General features: G+C 67.0%; 15 protein-coding genes and 1 pseudogene. 8 read left to right on the forward strand and 8 right to left on the reverse strand.

What is annotated here, in order from left to right; all coding sequences use genetic code 11:
* Positions 1–25: 25 nt before the first annotated feature.
* Positions 26–229: a hypothetical protein gene (locus tag ACVWWN_RS14995; protein ID WP_457144611.1), complete on the forward strand. Its 204-nt coding sequence runs from the start codon at positions 26–28 to the stop codon at positions 227–229.
* 74 nt (positions 230–303) lie between these two features.
* On the forward strand, positions 304–888 hold the full coding sequence (locus tag ACVWWN_RS15000) for a hypothetical protein (protein ID WP_457144612.1): 585 nt from the start codon (positions 304–306) through the stop codon (positions 886–888).
* Here the strand turns inward: ACVWWN_RS15000 and ACVWWN_RS15005 are convergent, their stop codons facing one another.
* The 4 genes and pseudogenes from ACVWWN_RS15005 to ACVWWN_RS15020 all read right to left on the reverse strand — a co-directional run bounded on the left by ACVWWN_RS15005 (position 889) and on the right by ACVWWN_RS15020 (position 5,869).
* Positions 889–1,260, reverse strand: coding sequence for a molybdopterin dinucleotide binding domain-containing protein (locus tag ACVWWN_RS15005; RefSeq protein WP_457144613.1), 372 nt, complete (start codon positions 1,258–1,260; stop codon positions 889–891).
* Positions 1,160–2,165: pseudogene (locus ACVWWN_RS15010) on the reverse strand (molybdopterin-containing oxidoreductase family protein); the annotation flags it as partial. The pseudogene ACVWWN_RS15010 and the gene ACVWWN_RS15005, both read right to left, overlap by 101 nt.
* Before the next feature lie 69 nt (positions 2,166–2,234).
* Positions 2,235–4,133 (reverse strand): ABC transporter ATP-binding protein, encoded by a 1,899-nt coding sequence (locus tag ACVWWN_RS15015; RefSeq protein WP_457144614.1) that lies wholly within the window; start codon positions 4,131–4,133, stop codon positions 2,235–2,237.
* 8 nt (positions 4,134–4,141) lie between these two features.
* Entirely contained in the window at positions 4,142–5,869 is a 1,728-nt protein-coding gene (locus ACVWWN_RS15020) for an ABC transporter ATP-binding protein (protein ID WP_457149136.1), read from the reverse strand.
* Positions 5,870–6,095: 226 nt separating this feature from the next.
* On the opposite strand from ACVWWN_RS15020, the gene ACVWWN_RS15025 reads away from it, so the two are divergent.
* Both ACVWWN_RS15025 and ACVWWN_RS15030 read left to right on the forward strand, forming a co-directional pair.
* Entirely contained in the window at positions 6,096–6,602 is a 507-nt protein-coding gene (locus tag ACVWWN_RS15025) for a DUF3558 domain-containing protein (protein WP_457149137.1), read from the forward strand.
* A complete protein-coding gene (locus ACVWWN_RS15030; RefSeq protein ID WP_457144615.1) occupies positions 6,599–7,150 on the forward strand; it encodes a DUF3558 domain-containing protein in 552 nt (183 codons plus the stop codon). The genes ACVWWN_RS15025 and ACVWWN_RS15030 overlap by 4 nt, the downstream gene beginning before the upstream one ends.
* A gap of 4 nt (positions 7,151–7,154) precedes the next feature.
* On the opposite strand, the gene ACVWWN_RS15035 is transcribed toward ACVWWN_RS15030, so the two are convergent.
* On the reverse strand, positions 7,155–7,673 hold the full coding sequence (locus ACVWWN_RS15035; RefSeq protein ID WP_457144616.1) for a SixA phosphatase family protein: 519 nt from the start codon (positions 7,671–7,673) through the stop codon (positions 7,155–7,157).
* A gap of 144 nt (positions 7,674–7,817) precedes the next feature.
* Between ACVWWN_RS15035 and ACVWWN_RS15040 the strand changes: the two genes are divergently transcribed.
* The 4 genes from ACVWWN_RS15040 (at position 7,818) to ACVWWN_RS15055 (ending at position 14,760) form a co-directional block, all read left to right on the forward strand.
* On the forward strand, positions 7,818–8,966 hold the full coding sequence (locus ACVWWN_RS15040; RefSeq protein WP_457144617.1) for a metallophosphoesterase family protein: 1,149 nt from the start codon (positions 7,818–7,820) through the stop codon (positions 8,964–8,966).
* Positions 8,963–11,602 (forward strand): AAA family ATPase, encoded by a 2,640-nt coding sequence (locus ACVWWN_RS15045; protein WP_457144618.1) that lies wholly within the window; start codon positions 8,963–8,965, stop codon positions 11,600–11,602. The genes ACVWWN_RS15040 and ACVWWN_RS15045 overlap by 4 nt, the downstream gene beginning before the upstream one ends.
* Before the next feature lie 54 nt (positions 11,603–11,656).
* Positions 11,657–13,192 (forward strand): GMC family oxidoreductase, encoded by a 1,536-nt coding sequence (locus ACVWWN_RS15050; protein WP_457144619.1) that lies wholly within the window; start codon positions 11,657–11,659, stop codon positions 13,190–13,192.
* Positions 13,193–13,503: 311 nt separating this feature from the next.
* Positions 13,504–14,760 (forward strand): alpha/beta hydrolase, encoded by a 1,257-nt coding sequence (locus ACVWWN_RS15055; RefSeq protein WP_457144620.1) that lies wholly within the window; start codon positions 13,504–13,506, stop codon positions 14,758–14,760.
* On the opposite strand, the gene ACVWWN_RS15060 is transcribed toward ACVWWN_RS15055, so the two are convergent.
* From ACVWWN_RS15060 to ACVWWN_RS15070, 3 genes are read right to left on the reverse strand one after another with little or no spacing between them, the layout of a single operon-like run.
* Positions 14,747–16,417: an ABC transporter family substrate-binding protein gene (locus ACVWWN_RS15060; protein ID WP_457144621.1), complete on the reverse strand. Its 1,671-nt coding sequence runs from the start codon at positions 16,415–16,417 to the stop codon at positions 14,747–14,749. The two genes, ACVWWN_RS15055 and ACVWWN_RS15060, sit on opposite strands and share 14 nt — an antisense overlap.
* A gap of 11 nt (positions 16,418–16,428) precedes the next feature.
* Positions 16,429–18,264: a dipeptide ABC transporter ATP-binding protein gene (locus ACVWWN_RS15065; RefSeq protein WP_457144622.1), complete on the reverse strand. Its 1,836-nt coding sequence runs from the start codon at positions 18,262–18,264 to the stop codon at positions 16,429–16,431.
* A complete protein-coding gene (locus ACVWWN_RS15070; protein ID WP_457149138.1) occupies positions 18,261–19,136 on the reverse strand; it encodes an ABC transporter permease in 876 nt (291 codons plus the stop codon). The genes ACVWWN_RS15065 and ACVWWN_RS15070 overlap by 4 nt, the downstream gene beginning before the upstream one ends.
* Positions 19,137–19,182 lie beyond the last annotated feature (46 nt).

The raw sequence follows: 19,182 nt of genomic DNA on the forward strand, positions 1-19,182 counted from the left end.
ACTGCGACGCTGGCATTCTCTAACCATGGCAAAGGAAATCGACCGAACACGGGCGCGGGGCGCCCTCGCGGTCATCAAGCAGCACCCCGGCATGGTGCTGTTCGCGCTGTCGCCGGCGATCATCACGGTGGCCCTGGTGTGGTGGTTGGTCAGTCCGACATTGGGGGTGGGCCTGCTGATCGGGCTCCTCGTCGGTGGCGGGGTCGTCCTGCTCAGGAAGCGTGACTGACTGCGACGAACTCAGGCGTTTCGCTGGCGGTGAAAGCCGTCCCGTCAGTAATGTAACGGTGTAATCATGTAATTATGCGAAACCATCACCTCCATGGCCGACGTTCCGGCCGCTCCGGCGGCTGGCAGCAGGCTGAACAACCCGACGCAAGCGACGCCGCCGACTGGATCGCCGGCCGCCTCCCCGATGGCTGGTTCGCCGGCGACCCGACGGTCGTCGTCGACCGCGAAGAAATCACCGTCACCGGCCGGTTGCCGGAACCCGAAGACGCCGAGAATCCCGAGAGCGCGGCGCGAGCCTCGGGACGCGTTGCGCGCTTCCGGGAGGACACCCGTGGCGAGCGCATGCGCATCGCCGACGAGGCAGAGGCGCGCTACGGGCGCAAGGTCGCCTGGGGCGTAGAGATCGGGACGGTAGGCGACGACACGTTTCAACGAATCCTGTTCACGCACATAGCTGTACCCGTGATGACCCGCCTCAAGCAGCCTGAGCGCCAGGTGCTCGACACCCTGGTCGACGCGGGCGTGGCGCGGTCGCGATCGGACGCACTGGCCTGGTCGGTGAAGCTGGTCGGCGAGCACGCCGACGAGTGGCTGGGCAAGCTGCGCGAAGCCATGCGCAACGTCGACGACCTGCGCGCCGAAGGTCCGCAGGTCTGATCAGCTCCGGTCCACGCGTTCGAGCCCGACGTAGGACGAGCTCAACGCGGTGGTCTGCGCCAGCGGGTCGACGGGTCCGCCGTCGATCAGCAGATTGCGGTTCGCGGCAAAGGCTTCCGACGTCGCACCGCCGCGCGGATCGAAGATCCGCGAGCCCCACCCGTGGTCGATGACGATCACGCCGCGTCGCGGCCGGTCGTTCACCGACGCCGACAGTTCGATGGCGCCGACGGAGGAGAACACCTTCACCCGATCGCCCTCGGTGATGACGAGGGCGTCGGCGTCGTCGGGGTGGATGATCACCTCGTTGTACTTGCCCGAGCAGGTGGCCGAGCCACTCGGCGACGGTGCCCGCCAGATGCAGCGAAACACCGGTGCGAGTGACCACCATCGCGCCGCGCGCGGCGGCGAACTCGCGTGCCACCTGCTCGATCCGCGCGCGGGGAATGTCGCAGCGCAACGCCAGATCGTCGAGATCGGCGTCCGAGACGAGGCTGCGCAGGTCATCGACGCCGGTGGCCAGATCGGTGCAGTCGCGGCGATGCTCCAGGCCTTCGTCCAGGATCACCTTGACCAATCCCAGCAGCAGTGCCCAGTCCTGCCCGGGCCGCACGGCCAGGTGCAGGTCGGCCTTCTCGACGGTTTCAGTTCGCAACGGGTCGACGACGACGATCTTCGCGCCGCGCTTGCGGCGGCCGACCGCGCGCCGCCAGCCGGCAGGCACCGTCTCCAGCCAGTTCCACGCGCTGACCGCCGGGTCGGTCCCCACCAGCAGGAAATAGTCGCAGTTGTCGATGTCGGACACCGGGGGCCATCAGCATCGATCCGTACATCGCGGTGGCCACGACGTGCATCGCGTTCTGGTCGACCGAGCCGACGAAATAGCGGTTGCGGGTGCCGACGGCGTCGAGCCAGCCGTTCATGAAGATGATGTTCGACGACGAAAATCCGGACGGGTTGCCGTAGTAGGCCCCGATCGCGTCCGGGCCGTGGGCGTCGATCAGCACGTTCATCCGGGCCGCGATGTCACCGATGGCCTCATCCCAGGTGGCCTCGACGTACCTGCCGTCGCCCACCCGCCCGCATCGGGTCGAGGATCCGTCGCGGATGCTCGACGAGCTCACTGGCCGTGCGGCCCTTGGCGCAGAAGTCCTGCCAGGTGTGGGGATTCTGCTTGTCGGGGGAGATCTTGGTGACCCGGTTGTCGTCAACCGTCACTTCACACCACATGACGCCAGGCAGTAGCGGCAGAAGGTGTGCACCGTCGTGCTGCTCATGCCGTCATCCTGCCCAACCGATTTGGATAAAACCGACGATTGGCATTGAGCGGACCGCTTGATCGGCGATCAGGCCTGCGTCATCGCCCAGTATTCGCCGCGCCGGGCCAGCAGCTGCTCGTGTGTGCCCCGCTCGACGATCCGGCCGGCTTCCATGACGAGGATGACATCGGCGTCGCGGATGGTCGAAAGACGGTGCGCTATGATGAAACTCGTCCTGTCTCGCCGCAATTCACCCATTGCCTGCTGGATCAGCAGTTCGGTGCGGGTGTCCACCGAGCTGGTGGCCTCGTCGAGGATGAGCAACTGTGGGCGGGCCAGCACCGCGCGGGCGATCGTGATCAGCTGCCTCTCACCCGCGCTGATGTTGATGCCACCGTCGTTGACCCGCGTCTGATAACCGTCGGGCAGGCTCTGGACGAATCGGTGCACGTAGGACTCTCTCGCGGCGTCGTGCACCTCGTCCTCGCTCGCATCGGGTCGGCCGTAGGCGATGTTGTCGTAGATGTTGCCGCCGAACAGCCAGGTGTCCTGGAGCACCATGCCGATGCGGGAGCGCAACGACTGCCGACTCATCGTCGAGATATCCACCCCGTCAAGCAGAATCCGGCCCGCATCGACGTCGTAGAACCGCATCAGCAGGTTCACCAGGGTGGTCTTGCCTGCACCGGTCGGCCCGACGATGGCCACGGTGCTGCCGGGTTCGGCGACCAGTGACAAGTCCTCGATGACGGGGGTGCCGGGCAGGTAGCCGAAGCTGATGTTCTGGAATTCGACGCGGCCGATGCGCCCCTGAGCGGCCCGACCCGGCAGCGTCGCAGGCGGATCCGCCGGCTCCTCTTCGGCGTCGAGAAAATCGAAGACACGCTCGGCACTGGCGATCCCGGACTGCAGGGTGTTGTACATGCCGGCCACCTGGGTCAGTGGCTGGTTGAACTGGCGCACGTATTGGATGAAGGCCTGGATGCTGCCGAGCGTGATCTGGCCGGTCGCCACCTGCAGCCCGCCGACCACCGCCACCGCGACATAGCTCAGGTTTCCGACGAACACGGTCGCCGGCGAGACCAGCCCGGAGAAGAACTGGGCGCCGAAGCTCGCCTGATAGACGTCCTCGTTGACCTCGCGGAACTGCTCCTGCGCCCGGGCGCGGTGGCCGAACGTCTTCACGACGGTGAAACCGCTGTAGGTCTCCTCGATGTGCGCATTGAGCTTGCCGGTGTTGGCCCACTGCTCGACGAACAGACGTTGCGACCGCCGCGCGATCGCGCGGGTCACCAGCAGCGACAACGGCACCGTCACCACCGTGAGCAATGTCAGCAGCGGCGAGATCGTCAGCATCATCACCAGCACCGCCACCACGGTCAGCAGGGAGGTCAACAGTTGGCTGATGGTCATCGACAACGACGTCTGGATGTTGTCGACGTCGTTGGTGAGCCGGCTCAGCACCTCGCCGCGTTGCCGCGAATCGAAGTAGCGCAACGGAAGGCGGTGCACCTTGTCCTCGACATCTGACCGCAGCGCCACCATGGTTCGCTGCACCGCGACGATCAGGATCCGTGCCTGCAGCCAGACCAGCAGCGCCGCAAGGAGATACAGCCCGAATGCCAACAGTAGTGTGCGGCCGATCGCATCGAAGTCGACACCGCGACCGGGGACCACGTTCATCCCCGACAGCAGATCGGCGAAGGTGCCGTCACCACGGGCCCGCGCGGCCTCGACGGCCTGCTCCTTGGTCAGACCCATGGGCAGTTGGCGGCCGATCACACCGTTGAACAAGAGATCGGTCGCGTGGCCGAGGATCCGCGGGCCGATCACCCCGATCGCGATTCCGGCGATTGCGAGCAGAAGGACCAGCGACGTCAGGCCCCGTTGCGGTGTGAGCCGCTTGAGCAGCCGGATCGCGGAACCCCTGAAGTCGCGGGACCGCTGCGTCGGGGCCTGGACCATACCGCGGATGGGGCGCGTCATCGGCCCGCTCACTGCGCGCCCACCGACTGGGAATCGGCGAACTCGGCGTAGGTGGGACAGTCCGCCATCAGGGTTTCGTGTGTGCCGATGCCCACCAACCGCCCGTCGTCGACGACAACGATCTGGTCCGCTTGTGCCACGGTCGAAATACGCTGCGAGACAATGACCACGGTCGAAGCGGCGGAGATCTCGCGAAGGGCGGTACGGACGCGCGCATCGGTGTGCACATCGAGCGCCGAGAACGCGTCGTCGAACAGGTAGATGGCCGGTCGCCGGATGACGGCCCGCGCAATCGCCAACCGCTGGCGCTGGCCGCCCGAGAAGTTGATGCCGCCCTGGGCGACGGGCATGTCGAGGCCGTCGGCGTGGGCGCGGACGAAGTCGTCGGCCGCGGCGACCCGCAGCGCTTCCCACATCTCCTCGTCGGTGGCGTCGGCTTTGCCGTAGCGCAGGTTCTCGGCGACCGTCCCGGAGAACAGATATCCACGCTGCGGAACCAGGCCGATCGCCGCCCACAACTGCTCGGTGTCGTAGTCGCGGACGTCGACGTCGTCCACCGCCACCGACCCCGACGTCACGTCGTACATCCGGCAGACCAACGACACCAGTGTCGACTTGCCCGATCCGGTGGAGCCGACGATCGCGGTGGTGGTGCCCGGCTGGGCCGTCAGCGAAACATCGTGCAGCACCGGGCGATCAGCGCCGGGATAACTGAATGTCGCCGCGGTCAACCGAATCACACCGTCGACGGTCGGTGGCCGCACCGGGTTTTCGGGGCTCGCGATCTGCGGTGTGGTGGACAGCACCTCGGTGATCCGCTCGGCACACACCGCCGCCCGCGGAATCATGACGAGCATGAACGTGGCCAGCAGCACCGCCATCAGGATCTGCATGAAGTAGGACAGGAACGCGATCAGCGAGCCCACCTGCATCTGGCCGGCGTCGATCCGCAGGCCGCCGAACCAGATCAAGGCGACGCTGGAGATGTTGATCACCAGCGTGGTGACCGGAAGCATCAGCGCCTGCCAGCGACCCGCCTCCAGCGCGGTGTCGGCCAGCGCCTGGTTTGTCTCGGCGAATCGGTTGCGCTCGAATGCTTCCCGCGCGAAGGCCCGGATCACCCGGATGCCGGAGAGCTGCTCACGCATCACCCGGTTGATGCCGTCGATGAGTCGTTGCAGGCGCCGGAAGATCGGTAACAGGTGCGAGACGATCCAGTAGTTGGCCAGTGCCAGCACCGGGACGCTGACCAGCAGCAGCCACGACAGTCCGGCGTCCTGGTGGATCGCCATGAAGATGCCGCCGACGGACATGATGGGTGCAGTGATCAGCATGGTGCAGGTCAGCTGGACCAGCAGCTGGACCTGCTGGACATCGTTGGTGGTGCGGGTCAGCAGGGACGGCGCACCGAACCGCGCCGTCTCCTCCGCGGAGAAGCTGGTCACGTGTCCGAAGATCGCCGAGCGCAGGTCTCGGCCGAACCCCATCCCGGCGCGCGAGCCGAAGTACACGGCGCCGACCGCGCACAGCACCTGCAGCGCGGTCACCGCCAGCATGACTCCGCCCAGTCGCACGATGGCCTGCAGATCGCCCTTGGCGACGCCGTCGTCGATGATCGCCGCGTTGACGGTGGGCAAATACAGCGACGCCAGCGTGCTGATCAGCTGGAGGGAGGCGACGGCGGTGAGCAGTCCGCGGTACGGCCGGACATACTGTCGCAGCAGCGCCCAGAGCATCCCGATACTGTCGCACATCGGTCCACCCCGAGTTGTGTTCGGCCGCAACACCTGTGAATTCGATAAAATTGCAGGTCAATCGGCATGTCGGTGGTTGAGGTATTGGGTGGCCGCTACAGTGCATGGCGTGACCACCAGCACGTGCGCGACCGGACTGCGGCGCCGAGACGGCGGCGGACGGAAACCCGGCCGGAACGCGAAGGTGCTGGCCGTTGCGGCCGCAGCCATGATTCCGATATTCGCCGCATGCTCGGATTCGGGACGGTCGAGCTCGCCGGACGCCTCCCAGTCGCCCGCGCCGACCGCGAACGCCGCGCACGGACCGTTCTTCCCTCAGTGCGGGGGCGTCAGCGATCAGACGATCGCCGAACAGACCCGGGTGACCGGCCTGGTCAACACCGCCCGCAACTCGGTGGGCTGCCAGTGGCTGCAGGGCGGCGGCATCCTGGGTCCGCACTTCTCGTTCACCTGGTACCGGGGCAGCCCGATCGGCCGGGAGCGCAAGACCGAGGAACTGTCGCGTGCCAGCGTGGAGGACATCAACATCGAGGGCCACAACGGGTTCATCGCGCTCGGCGAGGATCCGACGATCGGTAACAACCTGTGCGAGATCGGTATCCAGTTCCAGGACGACTTCATCGAGTGGTCGATCAGCTTCAACGAGGAGCCGTTCCCCGACCCGTGCGACGTGGCCAAGGAACTGACCCGCCAGACGATTGTGAATGCCAAATGACCCGCGGTCGCGGCGCGCTGGCCGGCCTGGTCGCCGCGCTGGCCGCGTTTTCCCTGGTGACCGGCTGCACATCGACCGTGCAGGGCACCGCGGCCAAGGCAGGATCGGGTGACGTACCGCGCAACGACGACTCCGCCAAGCAGTACCCGAACCTGCTCAAGGAATGCGAGGTGCTGACCGAAGACATCCTCGCCAAGACGGTCGGTGCGGATCCCCTCGACATCCAGAGCACGTTCGTCGGCGCGGTATGCCGCTGGCAGGCGGCCAACCCGGCGGGCCTGATCGACATCACCCGGTTCTGGTTCGAGCAGGACAGCCTGGAAAACGAGCGTGAGACGGCGCAGAAGCTGCAATATCAGATCGAGAATCGGGCGATCGCCGGAGTGCCCTCGATCGTGATGCGCACCAACGACCCGAACGGGTCGTGCGGGGTGGCCAGCGACGCCGGCGGCGCCGTCGGCTGGTGGGTGAACCCCCAGGCGCCCGGCATCGACGCCTGCGGGATGGCGATCAAGCTGATGGAGTTGACGCTCGCGACCAACTCCTGACCGGCTAGCGGGGCACGTGGAACGTGATCAGTGCGGCGCCGCCGAGGGTCAGCTGATCCCATGGTTCGGCGGTGCGCAGCACGGCAATGGCCGACGTCGGGAACTTCGTCGAGATTGGCTGGGCTGCAGTGGAATTGCTGCCGTCGACGGTGGCCAACCCGAGCGCCACCGCCGACATCGCCGGCTCGTGGCCGATGACGAGCAGCGTCGCGACATCCGCATCGAAGCGCGAGCCGACGCCGTTGACTTCGTCGATCACCGCGCCGGGGGTGGCGTCGTACAGGCGGTCGACGAAGTGCACCGGGGCGTCGATGCGGGTCCGCTGCAGTGTCTGCCGGGTCCGGGTGGCCGTCGAGCACAGCACCGCGTCGACCGCGGGCGCGTTGGCCCGCAGCCAGTCACCGGCCAGGCCGGCCTCCCGTTCGCCGCGCGGCGCCAGCGGCCGCTCGTGATCCACCACGCCGCCCGGATAGTCCGACTTGGCGTGTCGTAGCAACAACAGGGTGCGGTAGCCGGCGCTCACCCACCCCACCGTAGGGTGCGTCGCCGCCGGCGGTACCTGAAATCGTCGCTCGCGTACATGCCGATCGAGGTCCCGCGACTTGTCAGCGGCCGGACCTACACTCGCCATGCCTGATGAGACACGACCGGAAAGGGACGGGCCGACATGCGATTCGTGCACACCGCCGACTGGCAACTCGGCATGACCCGCCACTTCCTGAACGGAGAGGCGCAGCCGCGGTATTCGGCGGCACGGCGAGACGTCGTCGCGGCTCTCGGAGCGGTCGCGGCGGAGTCGGAAGCGGAGTTCGTCGTCGTGTCGGGCGACGTCTTCGAGCACAACCAACTCGCACCACGTGACGTCAGTCAATCGCTGGAAGCAATGCGCGCCATCGGGATTCCGGTGTACCTACTGCCCGGCAACCACGACCCGCTCGATGCGGCATCGGTCTACACCAGTGCGCTCTTCACTGCCGAATGCCCGGACAACGTCAGGGTTCTCGACCGCGCGGGCATCCATGAGATTCGGCCGGGCCTGCAGATCGTCGCCGCGCCCTGGCATTCCAAGGCGCCCACCACCGACCTGGTCGCGGACGTGCTCGACCACCTTGCGGCCGACGGTGTCACCCGCATCGTCGTCGGCCACGGTGCCGTCGACATCCTGGTGCCCGACAAGGACCGGGCGTCGCTGATCCGGCTCGACGCGCTGGAAGCCGCGATCGCGCGCGGCGCCGTCCACTATGCGGCGCTGGGCGACAAGCACTCTCGCATGCAGGTCGGTTCCACCGGGCGGATCTGGTATTCGGGCTCGCCCGAGGTGACCAACTACGACGACATCGAACCGGACCCGGGCCAAGTGCTGATCGTGGACATCGATGAGGACGGGCCGCACCGTCCGGTGCGGGTCGAGGCCCGTCACGTCGGTCGCTGGCGCTTTGTCACCTTGCGCAGGTCCGTCGACGACAGCCGCGATGTGGCCGACCTCGACATCAACCTCGACCTGCTGCCCGACAAGGAGCGCACAGTGGTCCGGCTCGCGCTGAGCGGGTCGTTGACGGTGACCGACAAGGCGTCGCTCGATGCGTGCCTGGACAAATACGCCCGGCTGTTCGCCGCGCTCGGCACGTGGGAGAAGCAGACCGACATCGCGGTGGTCCCCGCCGACGGTGAGTTCGACGATCTCGGTATCGGCGGTTTCGCCGCGGCGGCCGTGGACGAACTGGTGATCACGGCGCGCGCCGACGGTGCCGACGCCGATGACGCGCGCGCGGCGCTGGCGCTTCTGCTCCGTCTCGTCGAGCGGGGCGTGGCATGAAACTGCACCGCCTGGTCCTGACCAATTACCGCGGCATCACCCACCGCGAGATCGAATTCCCGGACCGCGGCGTCGTGGTCGTCAGCGGCGCCAACGAGATCGGCAAGTCGTCGATGATCGAGGCGCTCGACCTGCTGTTGGAGGCGAAGGACCGGTCCACCAAGAAAGAGGTCAAGCAGGTCAAGCCGACGCACGCCGATGTCGGAGCGGAGATCACCGCCGAAATATCCACCGGCCCCTATCGATTCGTCTACCACAAGCGGTTTCACAAGCGCGCCGAGACGCAGCTCACGGTCTTGGCTCCGCGGCGCGAGCAGCTCACCGGAGACGAGGCACACGAGCGGGTACGGGCCATGCTGGCCGAGACCGTCGACATGGACCTGTGGCAGGCCCAGCGCGTGCTGCAGGCGACGTCCACCGTGGCGGTGGACCTGTCCGGCTGTGACGCGCTGTCGAGGGCCCTGGACGTGTCGGCCGGGGAAGTGGTCGAACTCTCCGGCGTCGAGCCGTTGCTGGTTGACCGTATCGACGCCGAGTACCAGCGCTACTTCACTGCGACCGGCCGGCCTACGGGGGAGTGGGCGGCCGCCGTCAACCGACTGAAGGCCGCCGATGACGAGGTGGCCACCCGTGCCGCCGCGGTTGCCGAGGTCGACGACGCGGTGCGCAACCATGCCGTGCTGGCCGGGGAACTCGCCGGACTGACGGCGCGGCGGGCGGAGGCGGCGAAACAGCTCGCCGCGGCCAGGGCCGCGGCCGACACCGTCGCCATGCTCAGCCGCCGGCTCAAAGAAGCCGAGGTGATCGCGAACGCCGCCACCGCCACACACGCCGCGTCGGTGGCGGCACTCACCGAGCGCCGCCGGCTGCGTGCCGACATCGATGAGCGGGCCGCGGCGATCGACGCACTCCGTGTCGTCGCCGCCGAAGAGGTCGAAGAGTTGGCGACCGCCACCGAGGTGCAGGCAGCCGCCGAGGCCGCCGCCGAAGAGGCGCGGGCGGCGGTGGAGGCCGGCCAGTCACGCGTCGAGTCGGCGCGGCGCACCGCGGAGCGACTGTCCGACCGCGACGAAGCCGAGCGGCTGGCGGCCAGAATCGCCAGGATCGACACCGCCAGGCGCGAGCTCGAGCGAGTGGACCGCGAGCTGGCGGCGATCGCGCTGACCGACGAGCGGATGCGCTCGATCGAGGCGGCCGCCGTCGCGGTCGAACGGGCCACCGGTCAGGTGGAGCTGGCGTCCGCGCACATCGAGTTCGTGGCCGTCACTGACGTCGACCTGCGCCTCGACGGTGAACCGGTCACGCTCGGCGCGGGCGCCAGGTGGTCGGCGAGCATCAGCGCGCCCATCGATGTCGAGGTTCCCGGGCTGTTGACCGCGCGCGTGGTGCCGGGCGTACCAGCCTCGGAAACCCAGGCCAAACTCGCTGCGGCCCAGGACGTTCTGGCGACCGCGCTCGCCGGTGCGCGGGTCGAGGACCTTGCCGCCGCCCGTGTCCTCGACCAACACCGCCGAGAGTTGATCACTGCGCGTGATCGGCTGCGTGCCACCTCGGCGGCACTGGCCGACCACGGTCCGATCGACGAGCTGCGGACGCGGTTGGCCGAGCTGCAGGAACGGCAGGCCACCGACGGCGCCCTGTTCGTGGTCGCGGCGGGCGGACCGACCGATCCCGCGGCGGCGCGCGCCGAGCTCGACGCCGCGGTGGCCGCGAACCAGCAGGCGATGGCGAACTGCGAAACACATCGCAAGGTGTCCGCGGAGGCGGCGAAGCGCCTCGGCGAGAGGACGACACGCGCCAGTGTGCTGCAGGAGAAGCTCACTACGGCGCTGGCCGAGCTGACCAGCATCCGCGAGCGGCTGGCGCAGCAGCGTGCGGTGTCGGGCGACGACGAGTTGTCGGTCAAGGCGGAGGCCGACGGGGAGGCCGCGCGCCGCGCCGCCGCCCTCGTCGCGGAGTTGGCCGATGAGCTGGCGCGGAGCGCGCCGGCGGTGGTTGCCGCCGCTCTCGATGACGCGATGCGGGGCGCGAACGCGGTCCAGACCCGCCACGACCAGGTCGCCGACGCGCTACGCGAGGTGACCACCCGGTTGAAGGTCTACGGCACCGAAGGGCGCAAGGGGCAACTCGATGCGGCCGAGACGGAACGTGAGCATGCCGAAGCCGAATACGTGGGCGCACAGCGCCGCGCCCGCGCCGCCCAGACGCTGCGTTCGGTGATGACGCGGCATCGTGACGCCACCCGGCTGCGGTACGTCGACCCGTTCCGCACCCAGGTGGAGCGGCTTGGCCGCATCGTGTTCGGTGAGAGCTTCGAGGTGGATATCGACAGCGCACTGCGGATCTGCAGCCGAACGCTTGCGGGTCGCACCGTCCCGTACGAATCCCTGTCGGGTGGCGCAAAGGAGCAGCTCGGCATCGTCGCGCGGCTGGCCGGCGCGGCATTGGTCGCCAAGGAGGACGCCGTCCCGGTCGTCATCGACGACGCGCTGGGCTTCTCCGACGCGGACCGGCTGACCAAAATGGGCGCGGTGTTCGACGCCGTCGGAGGCGACGGCCAGGTGATCGTGCTGACGTGCAGCCCGCAGCGGTATGCCGGCGTCGGTGCCGCCCACCACATCGAGTTGAGCGCGTAGACGCCCGTCACGGAAGCGGCCGATCGACGGGTGCCGGCGTCTAGACTCCGGCAGATGGAGGCCGACTACGTTGTCGTGGGAACAGGCTCTGCCGGAGCCGTCGTGGCCAACCGGCTCAGCGCGCCACCGTCCGTCCACGTAGTGGCGCTGGAGGCCGGACCCAGGGACAGGGACAAGTTCGTACACATCCCGGCCGGTTTCGCCAAGCTGATGCGCGGCGCGGCGGACTGGAACTACCGAACCGAGCCGCAGAAGGAACTCGACGGTCGCGAGATCTATTGGCCGCGAGGCAAGATGCTCGGCGGCTCGTCGTCGATGAACGCGATGATGTGGGTGCGTGGCTTCGCGGCCGATTACGACGAATGGGCCGAGCACGCGGGCGAGCAGTGGAGCTATGCGAATATCGAGCGGTACTTCGACCGCATCGAGAACGGCCCGTTGGTCATCTCCCGTCAGCGCAGCCCGCGGTCGTCCACCGCGGCGTGGCTGACCGCCGTGCAGGAGTGCGGTCATCGGATCGATCCGCCGGATCGGGCTGCTCCTGAAGGTTTTTGCGAGACCCGCGTCACCCAGCGCAGAGGCGCCAGGTGGAGCACCGCCGACGCATACCTCAAGCCCGCGCTCAAGCGGGAGAACCTGACGGTGCTCACCGAATCGGCCGTGACGAAGGTGATGTTCGACGGAAACCGGGCGGTCGGAGTGGAATTCGAGCACGACGGTGCGCGCCGCGTCGTCCGCGCACGTCGTGAGGTGGTGCTGTGCGGAGGCGCCATCAACAGCCCACAATTGCTGATGCTGTCGGGCATCGGTGACCGTGACCACCTCGCCGAGCACGGGGTGGATCTGGTATGGCACGCCCCCGACGTGGGCAACAACCTGACCGACCATCTCGTCGTGCCCCTCGGCTTCGACGTCCCCAACGACACCCTGTTCGCCGCCGAGAAGCCGGTCGAGCTGCTCAACTATCTCCTGCGGCGCCGCGGCATGCTGACCTCCAACGTGGGGGAGGCGTACGGCTTTGTGAAGAGCCGCCCCGACCTCGAACTGCCCGACCTCGAGCTGATCTTCGCGCCCGCACCGTATTTCGAGGAAGGCATCGGCGACCCCTACGACCGACACGCCGTTGTGATGGGCCCGATCCTGCTGACACCGCGGAGCCGCGGCACCATCACGCTGCGCTCATCCGATCCGAAGGCCAAGCCCATCATCGATCCGCGCTATCTCACCGATGACGACGGCGCTGACCGCGCGGCCCTCATGGCGGGCCTGCGGATGACGGCGGCCATTGCTGCGTCACCGGCCCTGCGCGGCGTCATCGGGAAGATCGCCAGGCCCTTGAGCGCCGAGACCTTGGACGACGAGACACTCGAACGTGGGTTGAATTCGCTGTCGCACACCCTCTATCACCCGGTGGGGACGTGCCGGATGGGAAATGACGACGCAAGCGTGGTGGACCCGCAGCTGAGAGTGCGTGGCGTCGAGCGGCTACGGGTTGCGGACGCTTCGGTGATGCCGACCATCATCCGCGGCCACACCCATGCACCCAGCGTGCTGATCGGTGAGAAGGCCGCTGACCTGATCCTTTCTTGATGGCGGGTCGGCAGCGATCGCCACCGTCGGGTCATGCGCCAGTACCTGGGTCCGGAACGAAATACGGCGCCGCAACAGTATTCACGTGCACGGTCGAAATGATGACGGAGGATGTCTGCGCCACAGAGATTTTCGCGGCGCACACCGGTCCAGGTGATGAGCAGCGTGACGTCCAGGTGATCGGTGCTTACACTTCATCAGTGACGTTCCATCGGTGGTCGAGGTGTGGGCGATGGCGTTTGTGTGTGCCGGCCGCGCTGTCCCGGATCACCCCGCGCCGAAGATCTCCGGGCGGTGCAGAATAAGTCGTGATGACGATGAACGCCAAGCGTCGCCGGGCGCACGACAAGCTGGCCGCGTTGCCGGGTGTGCGTCCGGTGCGGCGGCCCGTCCGGCCCGACGGTGAGGACGAGTTCGACCTCTACTACGTCCGGACCGGGCGAAAGTCGGCCCATCCGCTGGTCGTCATCCCCGGTGGTCCCGGTGCCGCCTCGGTGGCGCTCTATCGCGCGTTCCGGCGACGTGCCGTGGCCAACGGCCTGGACGTGATCATGATCGAGCACCGCGGCGTCGGGATGTCCCGCCATGACGACGGGGGCGCCGATCTGCCCCAGGACGCGTTGACCATCGACCAGGCGATCGAGGACATCGCGGCCGTGCTGGACGACGCTGCGGTGGACAAGGCGGTCATCTACGGCACCTCGTACGGCACCTACCTGGCCGCCGGTCTCGGTGTGCGGCACCCCGATCGGGTGCACGCGATGGTCCTCGACTCGGCGCTGCTGTCGGCCCGCGACATCGATGCGGTCCGGGAAGCCACCCGCCGCCTGCTGTGGGACGGAGACCACCCCGAGACGGCGGGTTTGGCGCCCAAGGTTCGTCAACTCGTCGGTGACGAGGTGCTGACCCCGGCCTCCGAGCAGCTTGCCGTCGCCGTTTACGGGTTCGCCGGTCCCGCCGTGTTGCGACGTCAACTCGATCTGCTGCTGACGGGTCGCAAACTGTTGTGGTGGGGTATGAGCCAGGCGGCGAAGTTCGTGTCCGAACGCAAGGCGCCGTATCGCAACGAACCGGATCTGGTCGGACGGATCGGCTACCGCGAGCTCAACTACGGCGCGGTGCCCGACGGCAAACCACTCGACCCGGCCCTTGCGTTCCGCGAGTCCGCTCCGGACACAATGGAGTTCGAGGCCGAGCCCTACGATCTCGAGATCGAGATGCCCAAGTTCAGCTGGCCGACGGTCGTCATCTCCGGCGGCCGTGATCTGATCACCCCACCGGCGGTCGCACAGCGGATCGCCACGCTGATTCCCGACGCCGTTCTGGTCACCCTCGCGACCGCGGGCCACAGCATCATCGACTTTCGTGAGCGTGCGGCGCTGGAGATCATCTCGGCGGTCTACGACGGTGCGATCACCGGCCTGCCGTCACGCGCCGCGAAGCTGGATTCCGCCCCGAGCGGGTTGGGGGTCCGGCTGTTGGTGTGGGGCATCGGCGCCGCCGCAATGCTGGAACAGGCGGTGCCCCCCGCGGTACCCCGTACCGTGGCGCGTGTCATGGCTTCATGAAGCCGATCTTGGTGTAGTCCGCATCGGCCAGGCCGAAGGCGCCGAAGTTCGCCAGATTGCTTCGTACCGCGACATTTCCGGCCGATTGAATCAGCGGTAACGAAAAGCCTTGGCCCCAGATCAGCCTGTCCACCTCATTGGCGATCGCGCGGGATTTGTCGGGATCGAGTTCCTCGAGCGTCTGCTCGATCTTGGCGTCGATCTCCGGGCTACCGATCTTTCCGAAGTTGCTTTCGCCCCCGAACGCGTAGATCTGGGTCAGCCCGGACAGCGGAAAGGCGTCGCCGACCCAGCTGAACTGCGCGATGTCGAAGTCGCCGGTGTTGATGTAGTTGGTGAAGAATCCGCCGCCGGACTTCGCGTCGAGATCGAGCTTCACGCCGATCTGCGCGAGGTTGTTCTGTGCGATCTGGCCGAATTGGCGGGTGGTCAGCGACTCGTACAGCACGTCTCGGATGACCAGCTGTCGCCCGTCCTTTTCGCGGAACTGGCCGTTGAGCCGCCAGCCCAGTGCGTCGAGTTCCTGTTTGGCCTTCTCCGGGTCGTAGGCCACCACCGCGCTATTGTCCTGATAGCCCTGCTGCCCCGCGACGAAGACGTGGTTGTTGAGCGGGGCGGGCTTGTCGGCCAGTCCACGCTGCGTCACATTGGCGATGGTCTGGCGGTCGATGCCCTTGGCGATCGCGAGCCGCAGCGCCTTGTCTGCCAGGATCGAACCCGGCGCGCCATTGAAAGTGAAGTGATACCAGCTGTTTCCGGGCGCACGCCGAATGGCGATCCCGGCTGTGCCCCGGGCGATGGTCAGCTCGTCGAGCGAGACCAGGCCGGTGGCGTCGAGCGCGTTGTTCTGCAAGGCGGGGATCCGCGCCGCATCATCCAGCACGGAGTAGGTGATGCTGTCCAGCAGCGCAGGAGTCCCCCACCACTTCGGATTACGGGTCAGCACGATGCGCTGTGCGGTCTTGTCAAGTGTGCTGATGATGAACGGGCCGGCCGACGGACCGGGGCCGTTGAGCTGCGCGGTGTTGAAGGCCTCGGGCGTTGCGGTCATGCTTTTCGGCAGCAGCATCGTGTTACCCGCGAACATGCCACGCCATTCCGAATAGTGCTTCGCGAACTTCACCACGGCCTGGCGATCGTCGACACCACGGGTAACCGATTCGACTCGGTCGGCACCGTTGGGGCCGGCGATCAGAAACCGTTTGTCTTTTCCGCTGGTGGCATTGATCTGCGAGGCGATGTCTTCCCAAGTGATCGGTGTGCCGTCGGACCACACCGCTTTCGGGTTGATGGTGTAGGTCACGGTCTGGGGTTCGGTGCTGGTCAGCTCCGCGGACGTGAAGTAGTCCGTGTTCAGCGTGGCCGAGCCATCGGCAGCGATCCGGAACGCTCGCGGCAACGTCGCCTTCTGCATCGCCCCGCTGTCGGCCTGGTTGCCGTCGATGTGCAGTGTGTTGAAATTCGACGGAAAATCGGTGAGCGCCAGGCGGAGATTGCCGCCCCGTTGCAGGGCGGCCACGTCCTGCGGATTGGTGTCGTTGGTGGTGCCGATCTCGGCATTGCCGCCGGCCGGGGGCGCCTCCTGGCTGCCGCCCGAGCAGCCGGTCAGTGTCAGGACGCCGATCAGGGCTGCGGCGGCGAAGCGTCGGATCTTCATGCGGACAGACTCTAACTGCGATCCGGGTCGGGCTGCGGTACCGCGGCGAGCAATCGCCTGGTGTATTCGTGCTGGGGGTGGCGGAACACCTGGTCGCCGTCACCCTGTTCGACGATCGTGCCCTGGTACATCACGACCACCCGGTGGGCCAGGTGTTTGACGACCGAGAGGTCATGCGAGACGAACAGGTAGGAGAGCCCGAACTGCTCCTGGAGATCAAGCAGCAGGTTGATGATGCCCGCCTGGATGGATACGTCCAGTGCCGAAACGGGTTCGTCGAGCGCCAGGATCTTGGGTTGCAATGCCAGCGCCCGGGCGATGCCGACCCGTTGCTTCTGACCGCCGGAGAATTCGGCGGGATATCGGCTGGCATCCTCGCGCCGAAGCCCGACGATGCCGAGCAGCTCGGCGACGCGGCTGTCGGTGGCCGTCTTGTCAAACCCGTTGGCCTGTAATGGTTCCGCCAACACGTCGAAAACGGGTAGCCGAGGATCCAACGACGCCACCGGGTCCTGGAATACCACCTGTAGGTCGCCGCGAAGTGCCCTGCGGCCGCGCTTGTCGAGTGTCGCCATGTCGGTGCCCAGCACCTCGATGACACCGGCCTGAGGCGGTTTCAGATCGAGGATCTGATGCAACGTGGTGGATTTGCCGGAGCCCGACTCTCCGACGATGCCGAGGGTGCGGCCCTGTTCCAGCTCGAAGCTGACGCCTTCGACCGCCCGCACTTCGCCCACCTGACGGCGGAACACGACGCCCTTGGTCAGCCTGTAGGTCTTCGCCAGATTCCGTACGCGCAGCACCGTCTCCGCGGTGGTGTCTTCCGGTTCCCTGGTCGGAGCAGTGGACACGCCGTAGATTTCCGCGGCGCTACGGCCTGTGACGTCCTCGGTTCGGATGCAAGCCGCCTCGTGGTGTGTTCCGATCCGGACCAACTCGGGTTCGGCGGCACGGCATTCGTCGATGGCCAGTGGACACCGCGGCGCGAACGGGCAGCCGGGCGGCAACGCGGCCATGGACGGCGGCGCCCCCGGGATCGGCACGAGGCGGGCGCCCTGTGGCGCGTCGAGGCGTGGCACCGACCCGAGCAGGCCCACCGTGTAGGGCATCCGGCGATCCCGGTAGAGCTCGACGACGGGTGCGGTCTCGACGGCCTTACCGGCGTACATCACCAACGCGCGGTCGGCGAATTCGGCGACGACCCCGAGATCATGGGTGATTATCAACACGCCCGCGCCGGTGATATCTCGGGCGGTCTTGAGCACCTCCAGGATCTGGGCCTGCACGGTCACATCCAGCGCCGTCGTCGGTTCATCGCAGATCAACAGGTCGGGATCGTTGGCGATGGCGATGGCGATGACGACCCGTTGACGTTCCCCGCCCGACAGTTCGTGCGGAAAGGCGCGGGCGCGGCGTTCCGGCTGGGCGATGCCGACGAGTTCGAGCAGTTCGATGGCGCGTAGCCGCGCTTCGCGCCTACCCAGGCTGCGATCGTGCACCTCGAGCGCCTCGGCGATCTGGTCGCCCACGCTGTAGACGGGCGTCAGTGCCGACATTGGGTCCTGGAAAACGGTGCCGATGCTCTTACCGCGGACCTGCGACATCCGCTGATCGGGCAGACCCAGTATTTCGTTGCCGTGCAGCCGAATCGACCCAGACACCTCCGCGTACTCAGGAAGCAGGCCCACGATCGCCATCGCGCTGGCCGACTTTCCCGCCCCGGATTCACCGACCAGCGCGACGACCTCGCGCGGATTGACATGAAAACTCATGCCCCGCACCGCGGCTACCCGCTCGGTGTCGGTCGGGAAGGCGACCGTCAGATCGGTGACCTCGAGTAGGCTCATCGGCGCCTCCTCCGCAGCGTTCGGGCGCCCGGATCGAAGGCGTCACGCAAGCCGTCGCCGACGAGATTGGCGCAGAAGATGATCAGCACCAGTACTCCGGCAGGGAAGAGGAACACCCAGGGAAAGGTCGTCGCTGATTTCGTGCCGTCGGCGATCAGCGTCCCGAGTGAAACATCGGGAGGCTGTACCCCGAAACCGAGGTAACTCAGCCCCGTTTCGGCCAGCACCGCCAGTCCGACGTTCAGGGCGGTGTCGATGATGAGGATCGACGCGACGTTCGGAAGGATGTGGCGAATGATGATCTGCCGGTTACTTACTCCCATATAGCGTGCCGCAGAGACGAATTCGCGGTCTCGAAGACTCAGCGTCATGCCGCGGACGATGCGGGAGCTGATCATCCAGCCGAAAACGGACAGCAGAATTATCAGCCACAGCGTGGTCCCGGATTGTTTGATGCGTGGCGTCAGGATCGCGATCACGATGAAACTCGGCACCACCAGGAGCAGGTCGACGACCCACATCAAAGTGCGGTCTCGCCATCCGCCGAAGTAGCCGGCGATCGATCCCACGGTCGCTGCAATGATCGACGAGATGAAGGCCACGCACACGCCGATGAGCATGGATTTCTGCATGCCGCGCAGCGTCAACGCCAACAGGTCCTGGCCCAGCGCGTTGGTCCCGAACCAGTGGTTGACGCTGGGTGGCTGCTGCAGGGCATAGAAATCGAGGTCGGTGTAGCTGTACGGCAGCAGCGGCGGCAGCGCGTAACAGCCGACGAACAGCACGGCGAGCAGGGCCAGTGACACCACCGCGGTCTTGCTGCGCAGGAACCGGCGCAGTGTCAGGGTGCGCCGCGACGCGAACCGCGCCACGTCAACGCCGGACTTCGCGGACGTCGACGTTTCGGTCTCGACGGGT

It is taken from the genome of Mycobacterium sp. URHB0021 (assembly GCF_054057895.1).